General features: G+C 39.9%; 10 protein-coding genes. 1 reads left to right on the top strand and 9 read right to left on the bottom strand.

Going from position 1 to position 15522, the window contains the following annotated elements; all coding sequences use genetic code 11:
* Positions 1–18: 18 nt before the first annotated feature.
* From KZP23_RS14215 to KZP23_RS14185, 7 genes are all read right to left on the bottom strand, one after another.
* On the bottom strand, positions 19–960 hold the full coding sequence (locus tag KZP23_RS14215; RefSeq protein ID WP_226332426.1) for a BT_3987 domain-containing protein: 942 nt from the start codon (positions 958–960) through the stop codon (positions 19–21).
* A gap of 51 nt (positions 961–1011) precedes the next feature.
* Positions 1012–2847, bottom strand: a complete 1836-nt coding sequence (locus KZP23_RS14210; RefSeq protein ID WP_226332424.1) for a RagB/SusD family nutrient uptake outer membrane protein — start codon at positions 2845–2847, stop codon at positions 1012–1014.
* A gap of 15 nt (positions 2848–2862) precedes the next feature.
* Positions 2863–6276 (bottom strand): TonB-dependent receptor, encoded by a 3414-nt coding sequence (locus KZP23_RS14205; protein ID WP_226332423.1) that lies wholly within the window; start codon positions 6274–6276, stop codon positions 2863–2865.
* Positions 6277–6536: 260 nt separating this feature from the next.
* Positions 6537–7679: a FecR family protein gene (locus KZP23_RS14200; RefSeq protein WP_226332422.1), complete on the bottom strand. Its 1143-nt coding sequence runs from the start codon at positions 7677–7679 to the stop codon at positions 6537–6539.
* 91 nt (positions 7680–7770) lie between these two features.
* On the bottom strand, positions 7771–8313 hold the full coding sequence (locus KZP23_RS14195) for an RNA polymerase sigma-70 factor (protein ID WP_226332421.1): 543 nt from the start codon (positions 8311–8313) through the stop codon (positions 7771–7773).
* A gap of 43 nt (positions 8314–8356) precedes the next feature.
* Positions 8357–9829 carry an alpha-L-fucosidase gene (locus KZP23_RS14190; RefSeq protein WP_226332420.1) on the bottom strand — a complete coding sequence of 491 codons (1473 nt, stop codon included), beginning with the start codon at positions 9827–9829 and terminating at the stop codon, positions 8357–8359.
* 249 nt (positions 9830–10078) lie between these two features.
* A complete protein-coding gene (locus tag KZP23_RS14185; RefSeq protein ID WP_226332419.1) occupies positions 10079–11218 on the bottom strand; it encodes a family 20 glycosylhydrolase in 1140 nt (379 codons plus the stop codon).
* Positions 11219–11647: 429 nt separating this feature from the next.
* On the opposite strand from KZP23_RS14185, the gene KZP23_RS14180 reads away from it, so the two are divergent.
* On the top strand, positions 11648–12094 hold the full coding sequence (locus tag KZP23_RS14180) for a response regulator (protein WP_226332418.1): 447 nt from the start codon (positions 11648–11650) through the stop codon (positions 12092–12094).
* Between the two features lie 606 nt (positions 12095–12700).
* Here the strand turns inward: KZP23_RS14180 and KZP23_RS14175 are convergent.
* Positions 12701–14005, bottom strand: a complete 1305-nt coding sequence (locus KZP23_RS14175; RefSeq protein ID WP_226332417.1) for a response regulator — start codon at positions 14003–14005, stop codon at positions 12701–12703.
* 98 nt (positions 14006–14103) lie between these two features.
* The gene (locus tag KZP23_RS14170) at positions 14104–15453 is read right to left on the bottom strand and encodes a sigma-54-dependent transcriptional regulator (RefSeq protein ID WP_226332416.1); all 1350 of its coding nucleotides are present in this window, start codon (positions 15451–15453) and stop codon (positions 14104–14106) included.
* Between the last annotated feature and the right edge of the window lie 69 nt (positions 15454–15522).

Raw genomic sequence — 15522 nt, 5'->3', positions numbered from 1 at the left:
TATCCTGTTTAATTTTTATTATAAGGCTAATATCTCTACCTCTGCCAAAGCTAATGGCGTATTCCCTTCTAGTTGTACCCTCACATACCTGCCTGTCCTGCCTATTTTGATTTCAGTCTTAGCTCCACCTACTCCTGCAGTAAAATAATCAGATACCCCTTCTTGGGCCTGCGTTTCTTCTAAAGAAGTGGATTCAAATGGCACATCTGATACAAATACATGGAAATCCACCAATCTTTGTGCACAACAATCTGTACGGTTATATATATTGATCTGGGCAATCAATGGTGATATAGCTTCTAGGTCTACCTCCCACCAATCCTGGCCTACGCCGGCTGTATGGGTTACAGATCCTGCACTCCATGCTCCATTGGTATTGCCATCAACAGCCCTTGGGCTAAGTCCACCAGCGGTAATACTTGACTGATTAGTTGGTTTACCTAAAGCGATATTTGGTGGTGGCCCGCCTTTCAAGCTAAAATACTTTACATTCATCGCCTTGTTTAATACGATATTTCCACTGGCATTGGTAATTTCCAAAGCCAGCATATAGGTTTTATCCTCATCCAATAGATCTGAGTTGATCAATGCCTCAATTTCCGCGGAATTCTTTTCTCCCTTCTCGATCACTGGTGTTTCTGAACTAAAACGGATACTTTGTTCAGGTAAAGGCTCATATTGCGTCCCATTGGTAGAATTATATTGGCTTACCAATTCATTATTTTGCCTTATGGCCACCTGTATTTCTTCTGAAGCGGGCTCATAAACTGCCACGGAAAATGCAATGGAGGATTCATAATTTTCCACAAATACAACATTCCTTGGTTCCACGATGTCCCTGGAGTTAGGTGCTATAAAAATACCTGTAGGTATTTCTTGCTCATCTTCCTCACAACCTGCCCCAACAATGAGACACAGTAGGAGAAAAAAAGAATATATTTTATAAGATATGTTATTCATATGTCAAGTTTTTTTGTTTGTAAATCGGCAATGGACGATCAACTTAAGTGCTTACCACCCGGGGTTCTGAACCAGCCTTTCACTTTTCTGAATTTCATTTAAAGGAATAGGATACAGATACATGGCTTTTTCCCAGGCCCTTACTTCATAAGGTGTCCTCTCGAAAAAATCTGCCTCCACTTCCGCATTCATGTTCATACCATAAAAAGCGCCTCCCTGTTGGCCTTCTGGCTGTTCAGCAATCATCCACCTTCTAACATCGAAGTAACGCTGTCCTTCTGTTGCCAACTCCACGCGCATCTCCTGTCTCACTGCTTCTCTTTGGGCTTCCTGATCTCCGATAATCTCCGGTTTGATATCCGCTAACAATGGAATTCCTGCTCTTTTCCTTACCTTATCGATATACTCGATAATTCTAGCATCTGATGGGTTTACCTCGTTTAAGGCCTCTGCATAGAGAAGGTAAAATTCTGCCAGCCTAAAGATGATGGATGGACGATATTCACTTCTAGGATAGCTTCCCTCATTATAAATGGATCTGCTTATTCTTTTATACATCAAATAACCGGACCAAGGGTAATTCTGGGAAGAATTATCATTACCGTTTCCTTTATTGAACTTTATTACATTATTGCTAATGTGCCATTTTCTACCATGGAAAAATACTGTCTGATAAAACCTTGGTTCCCTATTGATCCACATTCTATAAGTGCCAATATCTGTTTGGCCACTGAGATCTTCTCCAGGATCGGAAAAGCCTTCCTCACTATACAGATCCGATTCCCCGATAGTTTTTCCATCTATCATAAAAAAGTCATCTACCAACTCTTGAGATATCGCAATGCATGCAAATCCACCGCGCTCTGTTCTAGGAGTCGCTCTCCTATCCACCCCTTCTCCCGTTAGGTTTCCAAAACTATGGTTCGGATTAGCCCAAATAATCTCATCATTATATTCCATAAACAGGTTATAAAGTGAACTATACGGATCATATTCCCCATCGTCATCGAGCTCTTTATACAGTTCATAATAACCACTTTCTGCAAAATCAATAAATTCTTGAACTGCGTCAAGGGCCTTTTGCCACTTGCTAGAATCGTGATCTGGGAAAAGCCTATTTCCACTTTCTGGATTGGTCAATGACAATGCTTCTTCATATCCTCCATTGAATAGCGGACTGGCAGCATACATCCATAGCCTCGCCCTTACCGCTAGCGCAACACCTTTCGTTGGTAATGCCAAAAAGTTTTGCTCTGTTTCTTTATCATTTAATTGCTCAGATACCTCTACCAATTCTGAATCAATAAAATTAACCACCTCATCTACAGGACTTCTTGCAAAATCAAGATCGGGAGACGAAGGATCTGCCGCTGCATCCATGATGGGAATTGGCCCATACAATTCAAACAGCAAATAATGATAATATGCCCTTAAAAACTTCGCCTGGGCTTTCATTTCGGATAGTTCATCTTCATCTATAAAATCGGCAATACCACTTTTGGGAATTACCCGGGCATTTTCCAGAAACAAATTGGCCTGACGTATCAGCTGATACAGTGCCCCCCAACGATGAAATGAAGCATTCCCAGAATTAAATCCATTGGAGGTCAAGTTCCTTAATGGACCTTGGGCCATTTTAATCTCATCTGTAGCCCCTGCCCACGGATTATCAAGCCCCCCTATATTAAGCATCATATTACTGCTATTAGGAATTCCCGAAAATATATTTCGATGAAACTGCCTTGTCGTGCTAGGGGTATTAAAAACTTCCTCCATGGTCAATTCCCCCGCCAACTCATCAGAAACATCCAAATAATCCATATTGCAGGAAGACAAAATTACGGTCAGTAATAGTGCTAACTTTGTCGTTATTCTATATAAATTCATGATTGTTTTCAATTTTTAAAGTGTAAACTCCAGTCCAAAAGTGAATGTCCTCGGTAATGGATAGTTCATCCCCGCATTAGCATTGCCCATTTCAGGGTCCCACATTTTGATTTTGTCCCAGACATAAATATTATTGCCCATTAAATAGACTCTACCTGTAGTTACTCCTATTTTTTGAAGTAGGCTCTTTTTAAATCGATAGCCTATCTCCGCATTTTTCAGCCTAACAAAACTAGCATCTCTTAACCACCAAGTGCTTTCCGCTCTATTATGCCAATAGGAAGAGGTCCTAAGTCTAGGAAACATGACATCCTGAGAAGGATTTTCCTGAGTCCATCTATTAAGGGCATCTACCCTTACCGAACTTTCATCTACTCCCCAGCTGAAAGGGAAAAAGCCTTGACCATTCGATGCCCCCAAAACTGTGGAAACTTTTCCGGCTCCTTGGAAAAACATATTAATATAGAAGTTCTTATACTCTACATTGACCCCTGCACCATAAATCATCTCAGGTACAGATGGTGATGCCAGTCCTCTTGATTGGTCAAACTGATTAATGACCCCATCCCCGTTGAGATCCTTATATCTAATATCGCCTGGCATATTATTGGAACTTAAGGATGAAACCGGAAGCCCTTCCTTCAATGTATATACTTCTGTTCCATTTTCTACCGTAACATCAAAGTCATCATAGGTATATAATCCCTCCGCCACATATAAGTTTGGAGTATTCAGACTAGTCCCTGTAACATTCATCCAAGGGTAAAGTTGCTCTATCTCATCATATTCAATGATTTTGTTTTTGGCATAGGTGAAGTTACCTCTCAAGCTTACCAATACCTCTCCAAAATATTTTCTGGCATTAAAGCTTGCATCAATCCCCTTATTGGACACTTTTCCATAATTTTGCCAAGGTGCCTGCCTAAAACCAGTGGCTGCTGAAACAGTCCTTCTTTGGAGCAAAATATTATACCTGAAATTATCAAAATAATCTGCTTGGAAAGTAATTCTGTCTTCAAACAAACCAAGTTCTAAACCAACATTCCTCTTGTTCTCGATTTCCCAAGACAAAGATGGAGCAGCAAACCGGCCTTCAACATACCCGCCCATACCATTTAGCGCACCACTTCCTCCTATTCCTATCGGGTAACCTGAGCCACCTGTGAAAGTCCCTCTATATAAAAACCTCTCTCCACCTGTATTATCATTACCAGTTCGACCAATAGAGCCTCGCACCTTCAAACCAGAAATCACATGCTTTAGGTTATTCATAAATTGCTCGTTTTCAACAATCCACGAAACCCCTACTGCAGGGAAAAAACCATACCGATAACCTTCCGCAAATGTCTCACTTCCTGTAAGTCCAAAATTGGCTTCCAAGGAATACCTTCTATCATAGGTATAGGTTCCTCTACCAATATAGGCCTGTTTCCTAAAGGCCAAGGCCTGATTGTGCAGTTGCTGTTCCTTTTGATAATAAAGAAACATCCCACCTACGGCATGCTTTTCATCAAAAGTCCGGTTATAGTTAATAGAGGTTTCTAAATAGATATTTTTATTCCCACTATTTGATTCAGAAGGTTCTCCAAAGGGACTTTCATTAATGGTCTGATTAAAAATCAAATCACCATTTATATCTCTCCCCGCAGCAATATACTGTGCTGGGGTTTTGGTGCGGTTCATATTAAAGTTAAAATTGGCATCATAACTTATTACTCCTCTTACCTTAAGCCCTTCAGTTAAAACAGATATATCTTGTTCTATAGCTACCTTGGATTGAATACTACTTCTCCACTCCTTTGCATAACCCGACTCCATTAAGAGATTATAAGGATTCACTCGGTTACCACTTGGAACAGGATGTGAGGCATGTGAACCATCGGAAAAAATCATGGGAAACAAATGAGGTGGAGCAATTGTCATCCTTTGGAAAATAGTACTAGTCCCCACTCCTGGATAGCTGGTTTCCAAATATTGTCCACTTAAATCCACCATTAATTTAGTGGTTTTGGTCACATCAAAGTCTACATTACTTCTTAAGTTGTACCGCTTTAAACCAATATTATTGTCATATTCTGCAACTGGATTGGATTCAAAAATGCCACTTTCACTAAAATAAGCACCTGAAATAAAGAACCTTGCCTTTTCTCCTCCTCCTCTAAAATTCAGCGTATGACGGGTGTTATTCGTAGTATTGCTCAGTAAATCCAGCCAGTTTACATCAGGGTACAAGTCAGGATCTTGGCCTGATTTGTAGCGGGCAATCAGGTCTTCACTAAATACGGGCTGCTTTCCTTCATTTAATAAGGCTTCATTATAAAGACTCATATAATCTGCCGAACCTAAAAACTCTGGCAATCTTGTTGGCTGAAGCACACTGTACTCTCCTCTATAACTGATTTGGGTCTTTTGGTTCTTACCTCTTTTGGAAGTAATGATCACTACCCCATTGGCCCCCTCTGCACCGTAAATAGCCGTGGCGGCAGCATCTTTCAATAAGGTAAAGGTTTCGATTTCATCAGGTTCGATATCATTCATGTTTCTAGGCACACCGTCTACCAAAACCAAAGGACTGGTTCCTCCGGCAAATGAACTGATACCTCTGATCCAAAACTCCGCATTATCGTATCCTGGCTCCCCAGAGCGCTGTACAGCAATCAGACCCGGAACCTGTCCTGCCAGGTTATTACTTAAACTTCTTGTTGGCATTCTGAGCTCTTCTCCCTTAACAGTAGCTATGGAACTTACAAGACTTTCCTTCTTTTGAACGCCAAAACCCACTACTACCACTTCATCTAGAGCTTCCGAGTCCTCCTCCAATATGATTTCGTAGAATTCCTCCTCTTTGATGGCCACTTCTGTCACCTCATATCCTACAAAGGACACTCGGATTTTCGGGTTACTAGTGATCAGATTGATGCTAAAAGATCCATCAATATCTGTGGCCACACCATTTGTGGTCCCCACCTCCATTACGTTGGCGCCAGGAATGGTTATTCCTTTGGCGTCTTTGACCACTCCGCGTATAGTCCTTTCTTCGCTTTGCTGAACTAAAGTGTTTTCTGCCTTGACTATCGTAATGGTTTCACCACGAAGACGGTAATCTAAGCCCTTGCTTGTCAATAACTCTTTTAAAAAGTCTTCTAAATCTGCATTTTTAATGCTAAAGCTCACCTTACCTGATTCATTCAGATCCGATTCACTATAAAAAAAAGCATAGCCGGACTGCTCTGTCACTTCATTGAAAATCTCCTTCAATGACTTGTTTTTGGCAGAAAGTGTAATTTGCTGTGCTTCTGTGGATGCATAAACACCTACTTGAAAAGCCAGCATCAATATCATCAGTAATTTCATGATTTTTAACAGTTTGGGAACACCACTCCCAGATCCCCGAAACATCGGGAATAGGTTATCGTACAATAATTGCATACTTTTGTATGGTTAAGGTTGAAAATAAAATTTGAACGTTTTGACGGCCTTAATAAAACCGGGAGTGTTGCCGCACGCTCGGTTTTTTTTATGACTCTTTTAACCCGGATTATTCATTAGTGATCGTATTAAGGACTGATTTTAAAGCATTTTCGGCCCCTAATACTTGTTCGCCGAGGCGTAGATAAGCTAATGCATATTCCGGATTTAATTAAGAACTATTAATTTTCATGATCTTGGGTTTTTAATTGTTTATTAACTTATTGATTTACTTTTATCATATCATTTTCATAGCTAAGCGAGACACCACTTACATCATTGATAATTAACAACATTTCATCCAGTGAAGTATTTCGCTTTATTTTACCAGAGAACTTTCTGTCGTTTAATTCATCTACATTCCCGTTTAGTCTCACGCCATACCACCTGCTGATTTCATCCAATACTTCCGAAAGTGCTGCTTTTTCAAAAAGAAACAAGCCATTCTTCCATGCCACAGCTCCGGCTACATCCACTGCCTCTTTTTTTAATTTAAAACCATCTGCTTCTGCACCTTCTCCTGGTTTCAAAATGACTTTTTCCTGGTTTTGAGAAAGTTCAACTTTTCCTTCTAATAAAACTGTAGTGGCCTTTCCTTTAAAAGATTTCACATTGAACTTGGTACCTAGGACTTTTACTGAACTTTGCTCTGTATCCACGATAAACGGTCTAGATGCCTCATGTTGAACCTCAAAAAATCCTTCGCCCTTTAGGGACACCTTACGCTGTTGTTCATCAAAATTGGCCAAGAAAGAAACGGAACTCTGTGCATTTAACCAAGCATTCGTTCCATCTGAAAACTTGACTTTTATAGTCTTGCCAGCAGGTACTGCTATATGCTGTTTTAGCCTTTTCTTGGAATCATTGACCAATTCCTTATAGATGATTTGTTGATTATTGGCCACTATCAATACTTCCTCGCCATCCGTTATACGAACAGTCTCAGCAGATAAGGAAATCTTTTTCCCAGAAGAAAGGGTCAATGAAACATGATCTTTGGAATCAATTACCAATCTATTATTTGAGTCCCTATCCTCTCTAGATGGCTCATTTCCAATATAGAACCAATACCCAAGGAAAAACAATCCAAATAATAAGACAGCAGCATATTTGAACTTGAATAGCCTGTCTATAAAATTACTACCTTTGCTTTCACTGACTTTACGCCAGGCCTCTTCTATGTTTAGCCTATCCATAAAATCCAATTTCTCCTGGATTTTCTCTCCTCCTTTGTAATGCTGTAGTAAATCTTTGTATTCCTCTTTTCTGAGTAAGGAAAACATTTTGCTTTCCTCTTCTTCGCTTGTCTTTTCCTGAAGAAATTTTGCAATAAGGTCCGCTAGCTCAAATAGCTCTTTGTTCATTTCTCTTAGGTATTTCCTGTTTACAATACCTAAGAAACTTTAAACCGAAAAATGGGTGAAATAAAAACTAAAAAAATATAAAAAAATTCTATTACCAAGTTTTATTTTGTATCAAAACCAATAACAACATTAAAGTAGAAGTATCCAATTTCTCCCTTAAAATCATCAATCCACGTTGTTTCTGGGTTTTCACAGTATTGACACTGATATTAAGCACTTCAGCAATTTGGGGATTTTTCAAACCTTCCAAATACCCCATTCTGATCACCAAAGCACAACCTTTAGGCAATTGGCTGATGGCCTTATGAAGTTTACCCAGAACTTCAGCATGTATAATATTTTCCATACCATCCACACCTTCCTTAAAGTTTGAAAAGACCTCTTCCCTGTGTTTGACTTTTACCTTTTGATGCCGAATTAGATTCAAGCAGCTATTTCTTACGGAAGCATACAGAAAAGCCTTGATAGCATTCCTGTCTTCTGAAAGCTCACCTTGTTTTTCCAAATAAACTTTAAATACATCCTGAACAATATCTTCAACCTCATCCTCATCTTGCACATAATTATAGGCATATGCGCACAAGCGAGGATAGTATTTTCTGAATACTTGCTCTATCTGAACCTCAAACTTCATACTCCCTTACTTTTAATATTGACATAAGCAATTTACAAACTCATCACTGGACATTGCTGATCTTAAAACTCCAAGCATGCTTGCAAGGCAATTCATCATATGACAAGGCAGGCACGCTGATCAATAAGTCCTTGCCCTTTTGGACATACTCAAGTTCAGCATCGATGCCCAACAACTTCACCTTGGTCCCTGTAGAAGCTTTTACATCTTTGATCAACAATTCCCCCATGGGAAACTTCGGACTGATCGCATAAAGATCATCTTCTTTTTGCGTAAAAAACAGTTCTTTCACTGCCTTTCCAGGAGAAGGATCTATCGTCTGTTTAAGAATATAATCTCCTCCCAAATATCCCTTTTCATGGTCTATCTTACGGTCTCCTACAGACCATTGGGCAGATTGTCCCCACTTTCTTGTACCATAAATAGCTTCTCCATTAATGGAGAGCCATTCACCTATTTCCAACAGCCTCTCCTGCATAATGGGAGGAATATTTCCCCTGGCATCTGGACCGATGTCCAATAAGAGATTCCCTCCATTGCTCACGATATCCACCAGCATCAGTATCAATGCCCTAGTGCTATTATAGTCCTGCGCATCTTCATTTTGATTATAACCAAATGAAAAGCCCATGCCCCTACATTCTTCCCATGGCTTATCAAACTCTTTGCCCGCCTCATACTCCGTGGTATAGTATCCTCCATGTTTTTGTCTCAGGCCTTTACCCCAGCGATCGTTCACAAGAATATTATCCTTGGCGGCTGATTCATTGTACAACCAAGCCAAAAATTCCTCACTTTTCCATTTTTCACCTTCCATTTCCCATTCTCCATCCGTCCAAAGAATATCTGGTTGGTAATTTTGTACCAAATCCTTGATCTGAGGCAGATAGTGCTCATTGACAAACCTCTCTTTATCAGACTGCCACCATGGATGATACCATTCATAAAGTGAATAATAAAGTCCCATTTTGACTGAAGTTTTTTTAACCGCCTCAGTCAACTCTCCAACCAAATCCCTCTTGGCACCTACTTCCATGCTATTCCAGGCAAATCCCCGGTCATTGGCCTGCTCGTTGGGCCAAAGTGTATATCCGTCATGATGCTTAGAAGTCAAAACAATGTATTTCGCACCCGCTTTCTCAAAAAGCCCTGCCCATTCTTCAGGATCAAATAGATCTGCGGTAAACATTTCACCAAAATTATAATAGGGAAAATCTTCTCCATAGGTCCTTTTATGGTATTGATAAACTTCGTCCCCCTTGAAATCCCCATTTCCAAAAAGCTTCTTGCTCTCCATCCAATATTGATACCATTCGGAATAGGTTCCCTTAGGAGACCAAGCTGGCACAGAATAAGGACCCCAATGAATAAAAATCCCAAACTTAGCATCCTCAAACCAGCCTGGAACTGGACGGCTGTCCAATGATTCCCAATTGGCTTGATATTCCTGTCCAACAGTCAAATGGCTCCATAAGAGCAATAAATAAAACAAGATACAACGATATACTTTATTCATGGCATCAATAAAAAAAGATTAGTTTTGATTTATTTCGATTCGCTTCGAAACAATTTTATTCTACCAATCGGAATTTACAAAAAATTTCATTTCCCAAAACCATGAAACATTACTTCTGCTAAAATAATATGCAAAACAGCAAACTTTATCTAACAACCTGAATCATTGCTACTAAATAAAAACCATGGCAGAACGTTACAGAACACCTCTATAGGCCTAACAAATCCAATAAAAAATCCAAACTGCCCTTTAATCCCCTTTCTCTAAGGCCTCTATTTTAGCAAACATCCTTCTAAAAGTATTCCAAGCAGTATCCTCTCCGCCCTCCCCATCAGGCTTATGCTCATAAAAACCATCCATAAAACTTCCCGTATCAGACCAAACGGTTTGCATGACACCATAAAAACGAGGCTTCATTTCCGTAGTTGCAGCTTCTCTGAACCTATACATATCTTCTACTTGGGCTACTGAGACCCTCGGCCTTCTCCAATTACAGGTCAAAACCCGGAATCCTTTCATGGCAAAATATACAGCCGTTGGGTCTGCCCGTTCATAATGCCAATCACCAATCACCACATCTTTAGGTATCATATCAATGGCCCTGTGCGTATTGTTCATACTGGCCTCCCACATTCCCATGCCGGTAGTTTTTCCATCTAACAACCGGTCTCCCCATATCCATAATGCCCTATCCTTCTCTGCTAGATGATTCCTGATTTTGGTAACTTCTCCAGCAAACAAAGCCGCCTTGTCCCTCCCTGAACACCTAGGACACTTATCATCTCCAATATAAAACACTTCATCCATACCTGCATGAAAAGCATCTGCTTCAAACACCTCACAAATCTCATCCACCATATCAAATACCACCGCATGCACACCCGGATGAAGGGGACAATAACTTTTGCAATAAAGTCCATCCTTATTAGGCCATTCATATTTCTCGGGGAGCCTCACATGGGGAGTTTCATCAAATTCAGGATATACTTCCAATAACTTCCCTATTTTACTGTGCCATGATTGATGCCCTAACAGGTTGATTTGGGGAATCAGTCTAATACCATGAGCATTACAGGCAGCTACCAGTCTTTTTACCGCTGCTTTACTCAATGGATCTTCTCCGATCAGCTCCGGGTGCCCCTCATATTCATACCTATAATCAACCCTCAAGATTAAGGTGTTGATGCCTCTTTTTCCCAATTCCTCATCAATAAACTTTATAAATCGGTCCACTTCCTCTGGTACAGGTGCAGCTATAGCAAAACCTTTTACCGGCAAAGGCTCCTTGGGCTCCTGAGCCATAACAGCCTGTACACAACTGATCATGATCAATAATAAGGTCATGACTATTTTCATATGCTTGGATCTTGGGCTAACAGCTGTAGACATGGACTATTGGCTTGTTTTTACTCAATTTATCCAAAAAAACAGAAATAATGATTATTCCTGTGAAATATAAACGACAGGTTAAGACCAAAATCGAAGCAATCAAGCCTCTTTTATCAGATTCTTTGAACATAAATCACTTTTTGCTGAATTTATAAACAAATGCAATTAATTTTACACAATAAGAACCTAGAGGTCTCCGCTTAAAACCATGTGCTATCCATGGATAAGAAACGATTTGTTTTATCCTTGTAATAGGCTGCTGTACCAGCCCATTGACATGTACACAATTTCCAGCAGCTGCTGTAATCACCCTTACAGATGGCCATTGGACTAAAATGAAGTGCTATTCGCCATAGCATAACATATGCTAATAAAAATCAGGAGACACTTTGGACAAAAGGATGAATTTTCACATTTATCAGCGATTTCGTGCTAGGAAAGAAAGAGTCTATGGAACATAAAAGTCTAAAAAATCAGGAAATTATTCCTTTTGAAGAAACAGTTTCCATTTTGATGGCAGAAGACAATATGATCAATCAGTTTGCTGCAAAGCATGTCATGAAAGATTGGAATGTTAATCTTGAAATAGCGGAAACTGGCACTCAAGCGGTTGAATTATTCAAGGAAAAAAGTTTTGACATCATTTTAATGGACATGTATATGCCAGAGATGAATGGATTCGAAGCAACACAAATCATTAAAAATGAAATGATTAAAAAAGACCTTGACATCCCGATTATTTGTCTCTCATCTGTCGTGATGGAAGATGATATCCAAAAGGCTGAATCTGCGGGAGTATGTGACATCATGAGTAAACCATTCGAACCTGCAAAACTTTATGCCATGATCAAAAAACACCTTGGGAGAGTACGCTAAATCAGGATCAGTCCTAAAAATTAGGAATCAAACAATATTTCTGGCGGTGAATAATTTCAAACTTATATTTTGTCTGTCCTTTTCAGATCAGGTGTAGTTTAACCCGCAATATGCATTAGCTTATCTACGCCGCGGCGCACAAGTATTACGGACTGAAAACGCTTTAAAATCAGACGCTTTGCTGCTGTTTTCGACTCTACCTGGCGGAAGACAGGTTCACCATAGCGGTGCTATGCCTCAGTTTCCAAACAGCCTGATTTTCTTGCATTTTCAGCCCTCACTACAATTGCTAATGCATAATCCGGGTTAAAAAAGAAGCGCCCAGACCTATTATCTGGGCACTTCAAAAAGGATCACGCTTATCAAAAAGCATCCCTAATATAAGGTGATCGCAACTTTGGAAGATTAACGATTGAGGGATATTGCTATGAGGACCACCAATCCTGTGCCAATCTCAAAATCAAGTGAAAAAGGCCAGATAATGGATACCAAACCATTATAATTTCCAATTTTTGGAATACAATTCAATTATTAGAAAAACCAAGATCAACAGATATACTTTTGGAAATCTCACATGCCCCTAAAGCCAATTTAAGAAATACAGCATCAACTCATTTTCAACCGCCCTAATTCCTTATTCACTTCTCCCAAAACTGCTTTCAACTTATTGAAAATCCCTGCTACCTCTTCATGGCTAAGTTGAGCTTCTTCCAAGGCAATGACTTCCTCCACTATGCTATTGATGCCCATACTATTGAGAGAGGGTTTTAACCTATGGGCTATTCGCCGTACCTCTTCCCAATCATGTCCCTTTATGGCTAGGCTCATCTCATCCAAAGAGCTATTGGATACCTGAATAAATAAACTTATCATATGCTGCATAAAGTCCTGGTTGCCATTACAGATACGCTTCAAATTTTCCAGATCATATAATAACTCCCTAGAAGTCCCTGTAGGCTGGCTCTTGGCACTGTTGCTTCTCCCTAACTTTTCTAATAACTCAGACTCATCAAATGGTTTGATAAGATAATCGCTCATCCCCGATTGACTAAAATCTTCTACTCCTACCATATCCACTCCTGAGAACAGACCGATAATAGGTAGGTCCTCACCTACCTTTTCTCTGATTATTCGTGCAGTCTTCAATCCATCCAATAAGGGTAAATCCTTGGTCAATAGCACAAAGTCCACCAAATTCCCCTCCAACTTTTCCAAGACCTCCAAACCGTTTTTACAGAGCAATACTTCCGCTCCTACTTCCTGAAGAATTCCCCTGATCAAAATACCATTCAGCTCTTCACTCTCTGCAAACAATACTTTCGCTCCCCTCAGAAAATCTGCTTCTGTATACTGAGCCATTAGTTGGCCTTCAGGTTTTACCTTCATAAAATTGACTTCCAAACAAAGCACTTCCTGCCAATGCCGATCAATAGTATAAATCAGATGTCCTTGGACCAATGCAACCAATTTGTCATCCGTATGCTGATTATAAAAATTAAAAAAATCGCCAACTGATCGCTCAGAGCTTTCCCTTGAAGAATGATCGAGTGGCGAAGTATTTAAATCGGTCAAATCGTGATCCATAAACTTTATTTGAACAATTTGAACCGATTCAGTTTCTTCTTTGAGCGTACAGCTGATTTCCAGTCCTCCTTTTTTGCAATATGTCAAGCCCTGGTGAATGAGCTGACAAACAACCTGGTTAAGGCGAAATGGATCACCTGTAAAAATAGATGGAAAAGGTGTTCCAACAGTCAAACGAAGGTTTTGTCCCCTTTCTAGGGCATAAGGCAGCATAAGCCTTATCGTCCTTTGCAACAGCCGATGGAGATCAAAGCCAATATTTACCAAAGAGAAATTTCCTCTTTCAATATCTGCTTTGTCTATATGGCGATCTAAAATTTTCAGCAATTCATAGATATTTAAAGTAGTTAAAAATTCATAGGAAAGGAGTGATTGGAATGGATACAGTTCTCCTCCCCTTAATTGTGCACCGTTCTATATGCCGATCAAAGTTCTCCATCCTTCATCATTTTATAAATGGTACTCTTTCCTATTTCTAATTGTTTGGCAGTACTGACCACATCATTATTGTTTCTATTCAAATAATATTTAATAATATCAATGGTATGATCCCTCAAAGACTTCTGCGTGGATAAAAACACCTCCTCTTTTGCTATGCTGTTAAAGGAGAGGTCTTCTGCGCTTATTTCCTTCTCATTGGACATGACTATGGCCAGCTCGATCACCGATTTAAGTTCCCTGACATTACCCGGATAGTGATATTTCAACAATTTATCTTTGGCAGATTGACTTAAACCAATGGCAGCCATTTCATTTTCGCGGGTAAATTCATCTATAAAATACTTCGCCAGTACCAAAACATCGTTCCCTCTTTCTCTCAGAGCAGGTAATAATATTGGCAGCCCCATTACCCTATAATACAGGTCCTCCCTGAATTCATTTTTCTTGACCTTTTCGGCCAAATCCTGGTGGGTTGCCACGATCAATCTTACATCCAGTTTGATAGGGGTATTCCCTCCTACACGAGTGATTTCACGTTCTTGCAAAACCCTCAGCAACTTACTCTGGTTATTAAGATCCAGCTCTGCTATTTCATCCAAAAAAATAGTACCGCCATCGGCCTCTTCAAACTTCCCTATTTTCCTGGCCACGGCACCAGTAAATGCTCCTTTCTCATAACCGAACAACTCACTTTCAATAAGTTCACCAGGTATAGCGGACATATTTACAGCCACAAACTTTTTATGTTTTCGCTTACTATTATAATGGATAGCCTTCGCTACAACCTCCTTACCTGTTCCTGTTTCACCTGAAATCGAAACATTGATATTCGTCTTGATGGCCTTTTCAATTAGGCCGAATACTTTTTGAAGGGATTCACTGCTCCCGATGATGTGCTTTTGAAAGGAAAATCGCTGTCCCAACTCCTCCTTAAGGCTTTCCACTTCCCTTTTCAGACTTTGGTTTTCCCTGATCCGAATGATGCTGTTCCATAGTAAATCCTTGGTGGCATCATCCTTAAGCAGGTAGTCGCTTACGCCCATTTTAAGTAACTTCACCGCAATGGCAATGTCCTCCTGAGAACTCACCACAATAACTGGCAAATCTGGTTGGGCTTCCCTGATCCTCTTAAACAATTCATCCCCCTTCATATCTGGCAGGGAAAAGTCCAAAGTCACCACATCAGGCTTCTTGTGCAAGTTGGCCAATAGCGCCTTGCCTGTTTCGAAGCGCCTCACCTGATAATCCGGATTTAGTCCCAAATGGTACTCTATGATTTGTCCATACCACGGATCATCCTCTACAATAAAAATCTGAAATCCATCCGTTTTCATATTAATTAAAGAATTGAATTGAGTCTGCCTAAAAACCTAATATATAAAATATCAGCGAATCAAATTACA

Source organism: Echinicola marina (assembly GCF_020463795.1).
GTDB classification, from domain to species: domain Bacteria; phylum Bacteroidota; class Bacteroidia; order Cytophagales; family Cyclobacteriaceae; genus Echinicola; species Echinicola marina.
This window is presented reverse-complemented; position numbering and strand designations above follow the sequence as displayed.